The organism is Spirosoma arboris (assembly GCF_009754945.1).
Classification (GTDB): Bacteria; Bacteroidota; Bacteroidia; order Cytophagales; family Spirosomataceae; genus Spirosoma; species Spirosoma arboris.
On sequence record NZ_WPIN01000017.1, the window covers coordinates 62,923 to 81,009 of the forward strand.

Annotated in this window: 11 protein-coding genes; 6 read left to right on the plus strand and 5 right to left on the minus strand. The window is 47.3% G+C overall.

Annotated features, from left to right (window positions below; all coding sequences use genetic code 11):
* Window positions 1-69 precede the first annotated feature (69 nt).
* Together GO755_RS31800 and GO755_RS31805 are read right to left on the minus strand one after the other, a co-directional pair.
* Window positions 70-3,360 carry a SusC/RagA family TonB-linked outer membrane protein gene (locus GO755_RS31800; RefSeq protein ID WP_227687164.1) on the minus strand — a complete coding sequence of 1,097 codons (3,291 nt, stop codon included), beginning with the start codon at window positions 3,358-3,360 and terminating at the stop codon, window positions 70-72.
* Window positions 3,361-3,873: 513 nt separating this feature from the next.
* Window positions 3,874-6,762, minus strand: coding sequence for a DPP IV N-terminal domain-containing protein (locus GO755_RS31805; RefSeq protein WP_227687165.1), 2,889 nt, complete (start codon window positions 6,760-6,762; stop codon window positions 3,874-3,876).
* Between the two features lie 372 nt (window positions 6,763-7,134).
* Here GO755_RS31805 and GO755_RS31810 point away from each other — a divergent pair, with 372 nt between their 5' ends.
* Window positions 7,135-9,813, plus strand: a complete 2,679-nt coding sequence (locus tag GO755_RS31810) for a sodium-translocating pyrophosphatase (protein ID WP_157589475.1) — start codon at window positions 7,135-7,137, stop codon at window positions 9,811-9,813.
* 230 nt (window positions 9,814-10,043) lie between these two features.
* Window positions 10,044-11,276 carry an ROK family transcriptional regulator gene (locus tag GO755_RS31815; protein WP_157589476.1) on the plus strand — a complete coding sequence of 411 codons (1,233 nt, stop codon included), beginning with the start codon at window positions 10,044-10,046 and terminating at the stop codon, window positions 11,274-11,276.
* A gap of 66 nt (window positions 11,277-11,342) precedes the next feature.
* Here GO755_RS31815 and porX read toward each other — a convergent pair whose 3' ends face one another.
* The gene (gene porX / locus GO755_RS31820) at window positions 11,343-12,911 is read right to left on the minus strand and encodes a T9SS response regulator signal transducer PorX (protein ID WP_157589477.1); all 1,569 of its coding nucleotides are present in this window, start codon (window positions 12,909-12,911) and stop codon (window positions 11,343-11,345) included.
* A gap of 361 nt (window positions 12,912-13,272) precedes the next feature.
* Between porX and GO755_RS31825 the strand changes: the two genes are divergently transcribed.
* From GO755_RS31825 to GO755_RS31840, 4 genes are all read left to right on the plus strand, one after another.
* A complete protein-coding gene (locus tag GO755_RS31825; RefSeq protein WP_157589478.1) occupies window positions 13,273-14,439 on the plus strand; it encodes a LysM peptidoglycan-binding domain-containing protein in 1,167 nt (388 codons plus the stop codon).
* 12 nt (window positions 14,440-14,451) lie between these two features.
* Window positions 14,452-14,670 carry a hypothetical protein gene (locus GO755_RS31830; RefSeq protein ID WP_157589479.1) on the plus strand — a complete coding sequence of 73 codons (219 nt, stop codon included), beginning with the start codon at window positions 14,452-14,454 and terminating at the stop codon, window positions 14,668-14,670.
* Window positions 14,667-15,482, plus strand: a complete 816-nt coding sequence (locus tag GO755_RS31835) for a TIGR02757 family protein (RefSeq protein WP_157589480.1) — start codon at window positions 14,667-14,669, stop codon at window positions 15,480-15,482. Before GO755_RS31830 ends, GO755_RS31835 begins: the two co-directional genes overlap by 4 nt.
* Before the next feature lie 96 nt (window positions 15,483-15,578).
* Complete coding sequence (locus GO755_RS31840; RefSeq protein ID WP_157589481.1) at window positions 15,579-16,628, plus strand: aldose 1-epimerase; 1,050 nt, start codon at window positions 15,579-15,581, stop codon at window positions 16,626-16,628.
* Between the two features lie 85 nt (window positions 16,629-16,713).
* On the opposite strand, the gene GO755_RS31845 is transcribed toward GO755_RS31840, so the two are convergent.
* Window positions 16,714-17,442: a 3-keto-disaccharide hydrolase gene (locus GO755_RS31845; RefSeq protein WP_157589482.1), complete on the minus strand. Its 729-nt coding sequence runs from the start codon at window positions 17,440-17,442 to the stop codon at window positions 16,714-16,716.
* A 32-nt stretch (window positions 17,443-17,474) separates the two neighbouring features.
* A complete protein-coding gene (locus tag GO755_RS31850) occupies window positions 17,475-18,068 on the minus strand; it encodes a gluconate 2-dehydrogenase subunit 3 family protein (protein ID WP_157589483.1) in 594 nt (197 codons plus the stop codon).
* Window positions 18,069-18,087: the final 19 nt, after the last annotated feature.

The window sequence follows — 18,087 nt, forward strand, 5'->3', positions numbered from 1 at the left end:
GTTTCTGGTGGGTTGACCTCAGAGCAATGACGCTGGTATTTTGATGCGGTCAACTCGCCGAAAACAGGATTAGTAGGTGATTTTCAGCGAAAATAGATACGACCGCGTGTTTGGATTCGTAAACCAGTCCTGGCCACGAGCCAGTGTTGCGCCCGTAATATTCACCTCAGGATCGGTACCTGTGTACTTGGTCCACAAAACAAGGTTACGTCCGGTTAGGCTGAAATCAACCGATGACAAGTGTGTAACCCGGCGGAATTTTTCGCTGCGCAGGCTGTACGTAAGGGTTACTTCACGCAGACGGGAAACGCTACCGTCTTCAATAAACTGTTTCGTGGAGGCCGAGTTGAACGATGTTCCTAACCCCTGATACCAGGCCTGATTCAGCGCAACTGGGCCAGCGCCAAAGTCTTTAATATTACCCTGGAATTTTGTACCCGCTGCCAGCGTGTTGCCATTGATATCTTTTATACCTCCTGTTGGCACAACGGCTGTATTGCCCTGGTCAGCATGCACACCGAAGGTATAGAGCGCCCCACGTGTTCCGTTATAAAAATCATTACCGGCCACGCGGTCAAATAACATGTAAAGGGATACTCCCTTGAACGAGAACGTGCTCCCCAGACCACCCCGCCATTTTGGGTTTGGATTACCAACAATTTCGTTGCTGGTGCCGCCCTGTGGGAAACCATTGGCATCGAGTTTATATTTACCTGATTCATCTTTCAAAAAATCAGTTCCATAAAATACGCCAAAGGGTTGCCCGGCAATCAGCGATTGACCACCATAGGAATTTGGTAAGCCTTGCGAATCCGATCCGGCTAGTGAGACCACTTTGTTGCGGTTCATCGAATAGTTTGCCGATAGATTCCATTTGAAAGCTCCCTTTGTTATTACGTCGCCACTGGCTTCAAATTCCAGCCCTTTGTTGGATAATTCGGCCGCATTGATGTTACGAACCGAGTAGCCTGTTTCGACTGGCACGTTCAGCGACAGAATTACATCTTTAGTGTTGTTGCTATAGGCTGTACCCGAGAAGCTGAACCGGTTATTCAGGAAGCGTAAATCAACGCCAACTTCACTTTCCGTTTTCCGCTCAGGGCGTAGAAAATCATTACCAGCGGTTGAACTACGTGTGAAACCACCAGCATAGAGGGAACTGGCCGATGCTAAACCTCCCGCATAGGCATCGCCATAGTACGAGGGCGAAAACGTCGTAAAGTTCTGATAGGGCTGTGGCTGAATACCCACCTGTCCCCAGGTCAGGCGAAGTTTACCAAAGCTAAGTACTGAGCTGGTTTCCAGCCCTTTCAGTTTGCTAAACTGGAAAGCTAATGCGGCCGATGGGAAAAAGAAGCTGCTGTTGGTCTTAGAGCCAAAGGTTGATGCACTTTCATTACGACCCGTCAGCGTCAGGAAAAGCATGTTGTAGGCCTGGACCTCCGCCTGTGCATAATAAGCATATGTACGAATCAACTCCGTATAGTTGTAAGGAGTAAGATTTGAGTTCAGTGCATTGGTCAGAATATCAGGTGCGGTGGGCACAATCAGGTTAGTAGCGGCTGTCTGAAAAATGGATTTACGGCGGCTATTATAGTTTACACCCAGTACAAACGATCCACTAAAGTTGTTGCTGAATGTTTTGCTGGCGTTGGCAAAGAGGTCGGTATTAAACTGGTTTTCATGAATCCAGCTTTTCGATAAAAAGCCACCACCTACTGGGTAAGTACCTGCATTACGGGCAAAGCGCTCTAAACGATCATCCAGGAAATTATCAATACCTGTTCGACCGGTAATGCTGAGCCATGAAGTTGGGGTGATCCCTAATTCAATATTACCCAGTACACGGTCAACATCGGTTGTGTTCCGGTTATTGTTGATGTTCCAGATTGGATTCGAATAGATCGTGCTCTGGTCGACACCAAGTGGGTTGCGGAACGAAACGTGAGTGTTGTTAAAGACTTGCCCAGCGGGGTTCGTATACGTTCCGGTGTAGTAGGCATTATTGAAATCGCCCGGTGTACGTAAGGCATCCAGCATAATACCATCAAGGTTATCACCTTCCTGCACGCGTGACGAATTAGTTTTGGTATAGCCTACGTTAGCCGATACCCGCAGCCATTCGGTAAATTGGCTGGCTACATTTACCCGTGCCGTATTTCGGTTGTAGTTACTGAATGCCTTGATCACCCCTTCCTGAGCCAGATTCGAATAACTGACCATGAAATTACTGCGAGCGTTACCGCCACTGATGTTAATGCTATTATCGATGAAGTGACCGGTCTGAAATGGATCTTTCGTATGGTCGTAGGTATCTTTTGAGTTTTTCCCCCCGTGTGGATTTGCGGCTGTACCGCTGGCAATGGCATATCGTTTGGTACCATCCGGGAATGTAGCATACCCTTTATAACCAGCGGCAGTAGGATCTGTAATATAGGTATCGGGGCCGCCAGTCCGGTCGGAAATCAGATCGCCCCAGGTTGTTCGGCTGCCCTGTACGTACTGGCCATTTGCTCCCTGACCATAATTTGTTTGTAGGTGAGGCATTTTGTTGACCTCATCAAACGAAACGGTCGATTTGAAAGTGATGTTAACTTTACCTTTCGAGTCTTTGCCTTTTTTGGTGGTGATAATGACAACACCATTGGCGGCCCGTGTTCCCCACAAAGCCGCTGCAGAAGCCCCTTTCAGTACTTCCATGCTCTCAATATCTTCGGGGTTCACATCATTGATACGAGACTGCTGCACGATACCATTACCCGCTGCCGTACCCGTGTTATCGCTGGAGTTACTAACGGGAATTCCATCAATAATAAACAAAGGTTGGGCGTTACCATTGATTGTGTTTTGGCCACGAATCTGGATGTAGGCACCTGCGCCTGGATCACCCCCATTTCGTGTGATTAATACCCCTGAGGCTTTGCCACTCAGACCGGTCAGGAGGCTGGTTTCACCCGATTTGGCAATATTTTTTCCTTCTACCGTCGAAACCGAAGAGGCAAACTTATCCCGTTCTTCCTTAACGCCAAGCGCAGTGATAATTACTTCAGTTAATTGCTTGGTATCTGTTTTCAGCTGAACATTAATGACTGCCCGTACGCCAATCACCTCCTCCACTGTCTGCATACCCACTGCCGAATAAACCAGTGTAGTACCCGATGGCGGCACATTTAGACTATACTCTCCCTTATTATCTGTTACCGTGCCGATGGTTGTACCCTTAACAACAACGGTAGCCCCAGCAAATCCACCAATACCTTCGTCGGCGGCAACAGTGCCACTTATCTTTCGCCCCTGTGCCCAGGCACCGGAACAGCCTAAGACTGCTAAAAGCAGACTCATAAGTAATGATTTCATCATAGTTATAGTTTAAGTTAAGAAATGTAACGATTACCCTACAAAAACATATTCAATGGCGTATTTACAAAATTTTATTCTAATAAAATTAATTAAATAAAAACTATATTCCATATATACAATATTTTACAAAATAATTAATATTTGAGCAGATTTACGAAGGAAAAAATGGCAATTTTACTCAAATTTTAATGTCGTTCTTTTCTAGTTTTAAGAAGAAAATCACTGTAAACCAACTACATTAACTAACGAATTAACATTCGTACAAATAGTTATAATTACTAGGATCAGTCGTTTTAAACCCAATGAAAATGAAGTGCCTAGTTGCTTGCCTATAGAATAGGAAAAAGGCTGTCTTACGGACAAGCCGTCTGTCTGCGTTTAGTTAAGTAGCTATCAAAAAACAAGAGCCCCTCTCCTGGTGCCGGAAGAAGGGGCTCTTGTTGAAAAAACTGGCTATCGAAGTGATTGTAAACGTAGAATTGGGGCCATTAACCTGGTTGAACCGCAGGATAATCAGGGACGCGTTAGCAGACGGTCAATTGGCAGTACTTCGCCATTTTTAATCACTTGCTCTACGTTCATCGCATCTCGAATCGTAGTAAGCGGGTCGCCATTCACGATGACTAGGTCGGCCAGTTTGCCCGGCTCTATTGATCCTAGATCCTTACTGACGCCAACTGTTTCAGCAGCCCAGAGAGTGGCCGATCGCAACGCCTGATATGGAGTCAGGCCGGCATCTACGAATACTTGAAGCTCAGTGTGTAAACTCATTCCGTAGGGTACAAATGGGCTGTCTGTACCCGTCGTTACGTGTGCACCCGCGTCAACTAGTGCCTTAATACCTTTCTGAAGATTTCCGAAATTGCTCAGGTAGCCGGGACTAAGTTTGGCATATTGTGCCGATCCTGCCTGGAGTGCATTTGTGAATTCTTCAGAATAAAACGCTTTATACTGCCGATTCTCCAGGAGACTCGGATCTTTGGCAGTCAGTACCGCAAATCCGCCTTGTAAAGAAGCCGTTGGGGTAATGTTCATGCCCGATTTGGCCAGCAGTTGAATTACGTCCTGATAACTCCGGTTCATGGCTGTAATCTTGGGCGAATAGCCACGTCGACTTGTTCCGCCAATGTGCTCAACGGCGTCCACATCATAGCGCATGGCCGGGAAAATCTCGTGTGACGATACCGGCATTCCGTGTGCATGCGCAAATGTCGTAATACGTTGCTGCATAGCATCGGGCATCCGAACGTAGGTCTTGATCAAGTCGTAGCCTAGTCGAACAGAGCGATTAAGTTCGCGGTCAAGTTGCTCATCGGAGTTGATGCTGGTGGCGGCTCCGTAGTAAATCCGGGTTCCATCGGTCAGGCCTCCGGTAAAAAATTGACGAGGGCCGGGCCGCACACCACTCGCCCACGACTCTTTGCGTTCAAGAGCGTCATAAGGATCGGCACCGGGCTCCCGAATGGACGTAATGCCAAAAGACAACCACAGCCGTCCTAATTTTTCACCAACCATCGAGTGCTGATGCGTGTGCATCTCGAATAGGCCAGGAATAACAGTTTTTGTAGACGCATCGATTAATGTACCCGGACGGCCAGCCTGATGGGGCAGAATGGACTTAATGCGGTGACCTTCAATCAGAATATCGACATTATTACGGTAGGTATTCGCCTTTCCATCAAACAGACGCCCGGCATGAACGACTATAGTTCCGGTTGGCTGGTTGATTTTCCAGGTCAAATCCATTGGGTGCGTTTCGATATGCCCGTCAGCGAGATAAACTTGCTTGAGCGCGTCGGTTGCCAGATAGAGCAGGCTTTTTGAATCGCCGGTCCAGCTAGGTGTATCGGTCTGTTCAGTGGTTAGCTGGCGAGGTTTTCCGGTGATCGTTCCATCAGGTTGTACGTCGGTTATATAGAGCAACCCATCAAGAACGTAGGCCATTTTGGTACCATCGGGCGACCAGACGGGTCCGTTCTGACTCCGTGTCGCAAGGCTATGTCCTGGTGCAGGCGACACATAACGGTCGTTTTTGCCATCGAACGAAAGAAGTAAGACTTCGCTAACGCCTTCGCGATAGCGTGAAGAATACGGGTGGAGCGCCGATATGGCAATCGTTTTCCCATCCGCTGACCAGGTTGCCTGACTGGGCACAAACACTGATTCGTGTAGTTTTCGGGTTTTCGGTACCGTTACATCAGCCGTATAGGTTACGTCGGCGGCATAGAGCGTACTACGGCCCCAGGCGTTGCGTGGATCGCTTTGGTAAAAGGCAATTTTGCTACCGTCGGGCGACCAGCTCGGAAAATGTAGATCGTCGGGCATATCGACCAGATTGCGGTCCTCTCCCGTTTTTAAATCCCGAATCCAGACATCCATATTCCCATTTCGGTCCGACGTGTACGCCAGCTTCGTTCCATCCGGCGACCAACTCGGTTCAAGTTCCATTGACTGTCCCTGAGTGATTCGCTCAGGCGTTTTTGTTCCCTTGGCTAATAACCATAAATCACCCAGCGCAGCAAAGGCAATCTGTTTGCCGTCTGGCGAAATGGCGGCTCCTTTAATACCAAGAACCGGCTGGGGCTTCTGACTATCAAAGTCATAGGTTTTACGCTTGTACGTATTTTTCGGAAGGGCAATCAGTGCCTGAAAGGAAATGATCTGTGCAGTTGAACTCCCGAGTTTTCGTCGTTTCATCGATCCGCTGCTCGTATATAAATATTCATCTGCCGAGAACCAACCTGCCCGAAACGGGAATACATCTTCCGACGCTTCGGTCAGCATCTGCGCTTTACCATCTGCAAGCGAGACACTCTCCAACCCACTCTGCGAATTATTCAGAACATTGTAAAACAGGTGCGAACCATCGGGTTGCCAGGACGGTCCAACTAGTTTTCCTTTAGAGGCAGAAACTAGTTTTTCGGGTTGGCCTGAACCCATAATATAAATTCCTGGCGCGTCAGTTCGATCAGAAACGAACGCAATCTGTTTACCGTCCGGCGAAAACGTCGGACTGAAATCATTACCTGGATTTTGGGTGAGTTGAGTGAGTTTTCCATCGGCCAGACTAAGCTGCCAAATGTCGTAGTTACCGCCACGGTCAGACGCAAATACGAGCAGTTTCCCATCAGGCGACCAGTGGGGTTCACGGTCGTCGTAAATACCGGTGGTTAGCTGTTTGGGTTTGCCACCCTCTTTGGATACTGTCCAGATGTGATAGCGACCATCCCAGAACGCATGAAACGCAATTTGTTTCCCATCCGGCGACCAGCTAGGCTGTCGACAATCGCCGAGTGGATCAGTTATAGGGTGAGCTATCCCGCCTGATGCAGGTAAAACCCAGATCGTTCCCTGTAAGTCAATGGCAATGGATTTTTTGTCGGGCGAGAGGTCCGCAGCCATGTTTGTTCCTTCCGTAACCGTTACTCGTAGGGAGTCAATTGAAGCTGCTTGAGATGCGCGCTCCAAACAAGCTATCAAACAGAATGATATAACTACAAATGAAGAAATAGAAGAATAAATATTTTGCATATAACATTAAGATGTTATTCTTATTTTCAATAACAGCCAATTTACAACATTTTCTTTTGAAGCTACATAGTCGCTGATCGACTTCCAAGTATAGCCTTGATTTATAGAGACCTAATCGAAAATCTCCTAGAATAACCGAAATAAACCTCAAAAAAAGTCAATCAATTTACTTTCATATTGGTCGTTATGCAACGGCAAATTCTATCTTTGCGAGAATCACTTATTTAACCTATACCTATTTCTATGAATTACAGTGTTTATCTGGTGCCCATCCTTGGCATTGTTGGCCTGCTGGTGATGTTTACCAAGTTTATGTGGGTTTCGAAGCAGGAAGCAGGCGACGCCCGAATGCAGGAAATTGCTGGCTACATTGCCGATGGGGCCATTGCTTTTCTTAAAGCTGAATGGCGTGTGCTGACGTATTTTGGCATTATAGTAGCGCTTCTGCTGGCCTACATGGGCAGCTTAGTTCCAAATTCCAGCCCTATCATTGGGCTTTCCTTTATTCTTGGTGCGTTCCTGTCGGCGCTGGCCGGATACATCGGTATGAATATCGCTACCAAGGCCAACGTTCGTACGGCTCATGCAGCCCGCACTAGCCTCACCAAAGCTCTGGAGGTTTCCTTCACCGGCGGCTCTGTAATGGGTATCGGCGTTGCCGGTATTGCTGTCCTGGGTCTGGGTAGCCTGTTTATTGTTCTCTACAAATTATATGTTGAGCCCTCAGGCGACGTAAACGGTCTGCCTATGGAGAAAGCCCTCGAAGTACTGGCAGGTTTCTCGCTTGGTGCAGAGTCGATTGCACTCTTTGCTCGCGTAGGCGGTGGTATTTATACGAAAGCTGCCGACGTAGGCGCTGACCTGGTTGGTAAAGTAGAAGCGGGTATTCCTGAAGATGATCCACGTAACCCCGCTACCATCGCCGATAACGTGGGCGATAACGTGGGTGACGTAGCTGGTATGGGTGCTGACTTATTCGGTTCGTACGTAGCCACAATCTTGGCAACGATGGTGCTGGGTCGCGAAATTGTTATTCCTGGTGACCCAATTATTGGTCACGCACCCATTGTATTGCCGATGGTTATAGCTGGTCTGGGTCTGATTTTCTCGATCATCGCTACGTACTTCGTTCGGGTTAAAGATGATAACGGAAATGTGCAGGGAGCGCTGAACCTGGGTAACTGGGCCTCGATTGGCATTACGCTGGTCGCTTCCTATTTCCTGGTTAATGCGATGTTGCCCACAGGTACAATGGAAATTCGGGGTGTCGAATTTACCCGGATGGATGTATTCTACGCGATTGTTACAGGACTTGTTGTGGGGGCTCTGATGAGCACCGTCACAGAATATTATACCGCTATGGGTCGTCGTCCGGTACTGTCGATTATCCGGCAATCGGCTACGGGCGCAGCGACCAACATCATCGGCGGTTTGTCAGTCGGTATGGAATCGACCGTAATTCCTATTTTGGTACTGGCGGCTGGTATTTATACGTCATACCACTTTGCCGGTTTATACGGAGTGGCTATTTCTGCCGCTGGTATGATGGCCACTACCGCTATGCAGTTGGCGATTGATGCATTCGGACCTATTGCCGATAATGCCGGTGGTATTGCCGAAATGAGCTATCTGCCCGAAGAAGTTCGGGGTCGTACCGACATTCTGGATGCTGTTGGTAACACAACTGCCGCTACTGGTAAGGGTTTCGCTATTGCCTCTGCGGCTTTAACTGCACTCGCTTTGTTCGCGGCCTTTGTTGGTATCTCCGGTATTTCGGCCATCGACATTTACAAAGCCGACGTATTAGCGGGTCTATTCGTTGGCGGTATGATTCCCTATATTTTCTCCTCGCTGGCCATTGCGGCCGTAGGTCGTGCTGCGATGGCGATGGTTGAAGAAGTACGTCGTCAGTTCCGCGAAATTCCGGGTATTATGGAAGGAACGGGCAAGCCCGAATATGAAAAGTGTGTGGCTATTTCGACTCAGGCGTCTATTCGGGAAATGGTGTTGCCTGGTGCTATTGCGTTGAGCGTGCCCGTTATTGTAGGGTTCATTTTTGGTCCCGAAGTATTGGGAGGTTTGCTGGCCGGTGTTACGGTTTCAGGTGTGTTGATGGGTATTTTCATGAACAATGCCGGTGGTGCCTGGGACAACGCGAAAAAATCGTTTGAAAAAGGTGTGCTGATCAATGGCCAGATGTATTACAAAAAATCGGAGCCGCACAAGGCATCGGTTACAGGCGATACCGTTGGTGACCCGTTCAAAGACACATCAGGTCCGTCGATGAACATTCTGATCAAACTGATGTCGATCGTTTCGCTCGTTATTGCGCCCTACATTGCCGTCCCTTCAGCCGAAACGCCGGGCTATAATGTTAAAGGCAAAGAAGCAGCTGGAACAAGCGTACCATTGGAAGAATCAACTGCGGCTGATAATAATGACGTGAGCACACCCAATACAGGACTTGGCAAGTTCCGCCCCGAGAAACTAACGAGCGGTGTCGAACTGAACATTCCTGAATTTGGCATCGAAAGTAAACTGCTGGCTTTCATCAAAGGCGACAAGCCTGTTGACAAAACAACCTGGTTTGATTTCGACCGGTTATTATTCCAGACAGGTAGTGCCACGTTGGAGCCTCAATCGCAGGAGCAGTTGAAAAACATTGCTGAAATTCTGAAAGCACATCCAGCCGTGACTATTAAGTTGGGTGGCTATACCGATAATACGGGCAATGCCGCCAGCAACCTCAAACTGTCGCAGGATCGTGCCAATTCCGTACGGGTTGAATTAGAAAAACTGGGTGTTGCCAAAGATCGCCTTGAAGCCGAAGGGTACGGTCAGGAACATCCCGTTGCTTCGAATGACACCGAAGAAGGCCGCGCGCAAAACCGCCGGATTTCGATTCGAGTGACCAAGAAATAGTTATTTAGGATACACAAACAGCGATAAGCCGTAAGGAGAGACCCACTAGGGTAATTTCTTCTTACGGCTTATCGCTGTTTATGCTATGTCATTTTTTTGGGGAAATCAGCGTACTCTATACGAAGGAGAATTGATTAGTTGCCAAGTAATTCAGCTAAAGAATTTTCTTTGAGAAATAAAGCAACTAATTAGTCGCTTTTCTACTCTTTTGGATCATCCATCTATACCGAATGAACCCTAGCGTAACACTTGATGAAGAATGGCCTGGTCATCAGTCTGTTGTTGATTACAAAAAGAACCAAAAGCTGCGAAAGGTCCTGGCACACCTATATACTGAGGGGACATGCACATTAGCTCATTTGACCAAAGTACTCCATAGCAGTGTACCATCTGTCACTAATCTGGTAGAAGAACTCATAGATAGTAAGTGGGTAACAACCCTTGGCATGGCCACTGGTAGCAACGGGCGAAGGCCTGTACTATTCGGTCTGAATACAAAGCATAATTATGTAGCCGTATTGGATGTCAGTACCCATGACACCAAGATTCTATTTATGAATACGCAGCGCGAGGTGATCTTTCGCGGTGACTATGACCTTCGATTAAATGATAATCCAGCCTTTCTTACTTCGCTGGTCAGCTATTTTACAGATGCACTGACTGACTCCAGATTATCGCCCACCGATCTTATTGCTGTTGGCATATCAATGCCCGGTTTAATTGATGCCCGACGAGGTCTAAATCTGACGTATAAGAACCTAAGTCAGACGGGCGAATCAGTAACAGACTGGTTTTCAATGCAAGTTGGCTACCCCGTTTACCTCATCAATGATACGAAAGCAACGGTACTGGGCGAAAGTCGATTTGGGGGTGCGAAAGGCAAAAAACAAGTATTGGCAATTAATATAGACTGGGGCGTCGGCTTGGGAATTATTGTCAATGGAGAAGTTTTTCAGGGAGCCAGTGGGTTTGCGGGTGAGTTAGGACACGTCCAGGTTGACCCAGACGGCGAATTATGTTATTGCGGTAAGATTGGCTGTCTGAATACCGTTACCTCTGCTTCTGCCCTGGTGAAACGGGTACAGCGCGATATTCTAACTGGGCAAGTCTCAAAACTGGCCGCCTTTTACGATAAAGTCGAACAAATTGATATTGACGAAATCATTAGTGCAGCCCATAAAGGCGATTCGTATGCCATCGATATACTGCATGAAACCGGCTTTCAATTAGGCAAAGGCCTCGCAGTTGCCATTAGTCTGTTCAACCCCGAAATCATTATTGTCGATGGTGTGCTAACCAAAGCAGCCGCTTTCATTCTCAATACAATCGAACAGGCCATCAGCAAATATTGCCTGAGTGATTTCCGAAATGATTTGACAATTGAACTGACTCAGTTGAATGGAACTGCCAAATGGTTAGGCACCCATGCCTACATGATGGAAGACATTTTTGCTAATTACTGATGACCTACATTTCCCTCACCCCCGACCCCTCTCCCAAAACAGGAGAGGGGCCGGGGGTGAAGGAAACTACGACTTCGCCTTCAGATACGCAAACGGGATAATCATCTCCTCCAACGATACGCCCCCGTGCTGGAAGGTATTTCGGTAGTGATTTACGTAATAGTTATAGTTGTTAGGATACGCGAAGAAATAGTCTTCCAGCGTAAACACATAGGCTGTCGATACGTGCGGTTTGGGCAGGAATAATCGCTCTGGCTTACGGCCTACAAACAGGTGATTATCGTCGAAACCGAGATTCTTACCCTGTTTGTAACGCAGATTCGTGTTCGTTTCGCGGTAGCCAACAATTTTGGCCGGTTTCTGCACCCGAATCATACCATGATCGGTTGTAATAATGAGCCGACCACCTTTAGCGGCAATCTTCTGCACAAACTCCAGCAAGGGCGAGTGAAGGAACCACGACCGTGTAATGGAGCGATAAGCCGACTCATCGGGGGCAAGTTCCTTAATCATGGCCATGTCTGTCCGAGCGTGCGAAAGCATGTCCACGAAATTATAGACAACCACATTTAACTGATTCTGCAACAGGTTATTGAAGTTATCGACCAACGATTTCCCTTGGTTAACATTCAGAATCTTGTGATATGATGTCTTGATATTCAGGCGGCTCTGATCGAGTTGCCGACGCAGAAATTCATCTTCGTGGTTATTCAATCCTTCATCTTCGCTATCGTCATTAACCCATAAATCAGGGTGTTTACGCTCCATCTCACTAGGCATCATCCCCGAGAAAATAGCGTTACGGGCAAACCCGGTAGTTGTCGGCAGAATAGAATAGTACGACGATTCTTCTTCAACGGTAAAGTACTCAGCCAAAAGAGGTTGAATGACTTTCCATTGATCGTAGCGCAGGTTATCGATCAGGATAAAAAATAATGGGCTCCCATTTCCACCTTGTTCTACCAGTGGGAAGACCTTCTTTCGCATCAATTGGTGCGACATGATTGGACTGCTGATTTTGGGATCGTTCAGCCAATCTTCGTAGTTGTCAATCACAAATTTGCAAAACTCAGAATTAGCTTCGCTCTTCTGCATATTCATGACTTCCACCATACTCCTGTCCTGCGAATTATCGAGCTCTAACTCCCAGTAAATAAGCTTTTTATACACATCAGCCCATTCGTCGAAATTCATGCGGTCGTTATACTGCATGGAGATATTTCGAAAATCCTGCTGATAACCGATGTTGGTTCGTTCGGTTACGAGCCGTTTGTTATCCAGAATTTTCTTGACCGACAACAGGATTTGATTGGGATTGAGCGGCTTGATCAGGTAATCGGCGATTTTCGAGCCGATAGCCTCCTCCATAATGTGCTCTTCTTCACTCTTGGTAATCATGACCACCGGCAAATTGGGGCGCATCTGCTTAATCTGTGAGAGCGTCTCCAGACCCGTCATACCGGGCATCATTTCATCTAAAAAAACAACATCATAATTGGTCTGTTCAACATGGTCGAGCGCGTCGGCACCACTATTGACAGACGTAACGTCGTATCCCTTATTTTTTAGAAACAGAATGTGGGGTTTCAGAAGATCTATCTCATCGTCGGCCCAGAGTATCGAATAATTTTGCATGCGTTCGTGGGTGGTTTGGTAGTACAGGCTGCGCAATCAAAGTAAGCTGCCTTAAAACAAAAACTATTCCTGTTTAACTTCAAACGTCCGGTTCTGTTCGGGCAGTTCAGAATTAAGCTTTTTTAACAGCACAAATATATTGCCAATGACTCCGACAGGCATGGGCTTTTCTTCCAGACTGGTTACTTCGTTTCTGGTTCCTGTAAACCAGTAAATCCACCTTTGCAGAAGACTACTCCTAATAGTCTAGTAATCCGAAGGTCAGGATAGTTATTTCTGCATTACTTTACGTTATTTTTACAAACAACGCCGTTTATATAGCTGACAGTTGGACACCTCGTCGAATTTCGGTGATTAACCCATGAAAAAATTCCATTTCAGTTACGCCCTATTTGTACTGGGTGTCATTGTTTCCACCTATAGTAGTCAAGCCTACCCAACTGCTTTCGCTCACACATCAGTCGTAGATTCAGTGGGCGTTGAAAAAAAAGACGGCAAACGTTTTATTCTGCACCGCGTCGATGAAGGTCAAACGCTCTATGCGATTGCCCGACGTTATAAGCGTTCGGTCGCCGAGATCAGGGCCGCCAATCCAGATATGAAAGACGCCGTTCGTTACGATCAGCTTGTCAGGGTTCCCATTCCCGATGGCGCACTGAGTCGTAAAGAAGAAAAAGTAATCGACAAGGCGATTCGAAAAAAGGAAAAAGAAGAAAAAAGAGAAGCTAAAGTCGAAGAAAAAGAGAAATCGGTGGAGGCTAAGCCCGTAGCAAAAGCCGAGAAGGAACCGGAGAAGGACCTGAAAAAAGCCGATGATCCGGCAAGGTCTGGCATACACGTAGTCGAGCCAGGACAAACGCTCTATAGTTTGGCCAGTCGGTACAGCGTGCTGCAGTCTGATTTGCGAAAGTGGAATAATCTATCAGGCAATCACGTACTGATTGGCCAGGCACTTATCGTTTCAGAAAAAGCTTATCTGGCCCGTACGCCCTCAACACCAGCGCCTGCTTCGAAACCAATTGATGCTCCTACTAAAGAAACTTCGGCTAAACCAGTAACTAATTCGCCCGAACCAAAGAACAGTGAACCCCGGACCACTCCGCCTGCTGAATCGAAAGTGGAGCGTCATCCGGAGCGGGAAGCCAGCCCCAGTAAGCCGGCCCCTACCGACCCGAAATCTGCCGATACAAAACCCGCTGAAGCTGAAGTTGAGCCACCACGGCCAGGCAACGATGCTCCTATGCCTACGCGTGGACGGCGTATTTCGGCCAGTGGGGTCGCCGAAATGATCGACGGTGCCGACGGGTCGGGTAAATACCTGGCTTTACACCGTACAGCTCCTATTGGTACGCTGGTACAAGTCAGAAACGAGTTTAATAATCAAAGCCTTTGGGTGAAAGTCATTGGTCGACTACCCAACACGGGGGTTAACGACAAAATTTTGATTAAACTGTCGGCGCAGGCCTTCGCGAAACTTTCGCCCGATGATCGGCGTTTTCGAGCTGAAGTAAGTTACATTGCCCGTTAGGCCAACTGAGTTATGGAAAAAGAAACAAAAGAGGAGCGCATTGCCCGACGCCATCGAGAACGTGACGAACAGATGAAAGCCTCACCAGGCTACGTGACGTTCAGTATCATGTTTACGCTGGCTTATCCATTCATCGCTGTTTTTACGTTTGTGATGTCTACTTTGTTAGCTTTGTTCTCCGGTGTTTCGCGGGCATTAGCGTGGGTTGTTAGTGGAGGAAATAGTAAATGATGAGTGACGAATTACGAATAAATACGAAGAATTCTTCTTTAAAAGACTTTTTAGATGCGAAGGCCGATCAATACAATCGGCCTTCATTTATTGAACGCGACCCTATCAGTATCCCGCATCGGTTTAGTCAAAAACAGGATATTGAACTTATGGGATTCTGGGCGGCTGTGCTTGCCTGGGGGCAGCGTCCGGTTATTTTGAAGAAAGCAAATGAACTAGTCGAGCTTATGGATAGTACACCGTATGACTTCATTCGGAATCATCAGGAAAGCGACCTAAAACGTTTTCTAGCCTTTAAGCACCGCACATTCAACGCGACAGACGCGTTGTATTTCCTTCATTTTTTTCGACACTATTATCAGGAAAACGATTCGCTGGAAACGGCTTTTTTAGTGGATAATAGTAACAGCAACTCCGTAGAACAAGGCCTCATCGCTTTCCACGATCGTTTTTGTAGTCTCACCGATTTCTTTCCTGAACGCACCCGCAAACACATTGCTACCCCCGCCCGCAACTCAGCCTGCAAACGACTACTGATGTTTCTGCGATGGATGGTTCGAAGCGACGACCGGGGTGTTGATTTTGGCATCTGGAAACAACTACGACCAGACCAGTTAGTGATGCCCATTGATGTTCATGTAAATCGGGTAGCTCATCAGCTAGGTCTTTTGAACAGCCGGAATGCCGTACCACCCCAACCAGATTGGCGCACCGCCCTGGAGCTAACGGAAACTCTCCGCCAATTCGACCCAACCGATCCGGTTCGCTATGATTTTGCCTTGTTTGGATTAGGCGTTGACGGTGAAATGTAGCTACTAAACTCTTCGAGAAAAGTCCATTAATAAAGCTTAATAAACAATCGTTGGCCGTAATAGATTACTAACGTACCGACCTACGAACTGTATTATATGCCATTTCAGATCACTACCCAGCCTTTCGGACCACTACCAACTGGTGCTACGCCACTCACTGAGTACCTGCTCGAACATACCGAAACAGGCGAGTTTATTACTGTTATTCCCGAGTTTGGAGCCATTCTCCGCCGATTAGTATTGCGTAAAGGCCACCACGTATTCGCACTCATACAGGGGCCCGATTCACCCCAGGCACTAATGGCGGATGAAAGTTATGCCAGTGCCCTACTCTATCCATTTCCAAGCCGTATTCGGCATGGTATTTATCATTTCGAGGGACAGGATTATGCCTTAAAAATGAATGAAACTCACCGCGACAACGCCATTCATGGTTTTGTACATGGACGCGTGTTTTCGGTGGTGAGCCAGGAAGCAACATCCACTCATGCCCGATTGGTCGTACGCTACGATTACGCTGGTGATACATTCGGCTACCCGTTTCCGTTTTCGCTAACAGTTACCTACGAGCTGGTTCAGGCAAATCTGCTATCGCATGGGAGTCGACCTCAGGAAGATTATATGTGTGCTCTGAAGATCAGCTACGAAGCTCGGAATACGGGCATAACACGCTGTCCGGCGGCATTCGGCTGGCACCCATATTTCCGATTTACCGAAGACATTGAGGCAGCGGAAGAATCAATTGGTAATATGTTATTGACGTTACCTACCCGGATACCGATTTCGCTCGATGATCACATGATTCCGAACGGGCAATTGCCTGCTGAAATGGCGGGCACACTTGAGTTGCACAATCAACAACTGGATACAGCTTTTCTGATTGAACCAACGAGTAGCCCAGCCGAGGCAGAATCATTTGCCGAAACCGTATTAACATCACTCGCTACGGGCGTTCGACTGATTGTAGGGCAACAGACCGGCGAAGGCAAGCTTAATTATTTAGTATGCTACACGCCAACCCGACGCGATCGAATTGCGATTGAACCACTTACGGCCAATGTCGATTCGTTCAATAACGGGCAGGGCTTAGCTGTCCTAAACCCAGGCGATACACTCTCCGGAGCCATGTGGGTGCGACTGGAGTAGGTTTTAAGTGGAATAGGTGAAGTGAGTGTAATAGGTATATTGTTTGTACTATATCTACTCCACTCACCTCACCTATTCCACTAAACTACAATTGGCGGATTTTGATATTTCGGAACCAGACTGTGCTGCCCCAATCCTGCAGACCTATACGGCCCGAGTAGCGGCCTTTGCTGATGGGGGCATCTTTCAGTTTGCTGGTAGCAATTCGTTGTTTCCAGTCGGCACTGGTTATGTCGTGTTCCTGAATACAGGAGCCGTTTAGTGAGACAGTAAGCTTGTTCTTCTTTAATGCAAAATGGACTTTGTTCCAACCACCAACCGGCTGCAAGTCCCGAACACGAGCACTCGCAACGCTAAAAAGATCGCCCGCCCGGTGTTTGTTCTCGGCAGCTCCTTCGTAAATGGCATCATCCAGAACCTGCACTTCTAAGCCTGTCTCAAAGATATTTTTATACTGAGGCTCTTCCTGAACGAAGAAGAAAATCCCGCTATTGGTAAACCGATCAATTTTCCACTCGATCTTAAACTCAAAATCACCCGTAAAAACCGCATCGGTCACCAGGTCGCCCCCGTTAGAGGACTTATTGCCAGTCTTATTGGGAACATTTAATTGCAACGTCCCCTGATCAATTTGCCAGGCCACCCCTACGTTTTTAGTCCCATACGAGTGCCAGCCCGATACATTTTTTCCATTAAAAAGAAGCTTCCAGCCGTCTTTTTTTTCCTGAGAAGTTAAGGTATTGAGTTCCTGTGCCTGAAGACCTGTGAAAACAAGACATACAAGCAAACCAATAAAAGAAAGTTTGATAAGCATAAATGTCAGAATGGGTTAGTCATTTCAACTCGTTACTCGTTCCAGGCTTTTTCACCCGCAGCGAGTGGCATACAGGCGATATAACGGCCTGGAACTGGATCATAAGCAAGAATGGTTTTCCCTACTTTTTCGGAAGTGAAATACCCCAACAGGGTCAACTCTTTTAATCGACGAAAAAACGCGGTTGGTCCTGGAGCTGCCAGCCGAATTCCCCAAATCGAAGGAGGTAATTTAGCAGCCTCCTGGTCTTGCTTAAGCAGAAATTCGGTGCGCTGTTCGGGGGTACAATCGACGAATGCTTTTCCGTTTGCTTCTTCGCAGGCTTTATCAAATGTATCCAGCCCAGCCAGAAAGTCCTTCTGTTCATCTTCTGAAAGCAGGTCTTTCAGCATCTTGTCCACAAACTGTGGAACGCCAAGCTCTTTAGCACCCGGCGTTTTGGTCTTGGGGAGAATTGTCTCCGTAATTTCGGCAACGGTATTGGCCTGATTATTCGTCAGGAATTCTGGTTTCCAACTAAGGGTAGCCTGGTTGGAACAGGCCATAAATGTTTCGGAAAGCGCGGATATGGAAACGGCATATCCAAAAAATAGAGCAGTATGTTTGAGTGCGTCTCTGCGTTGCATCTCTTTGAGGGCTAAAGTA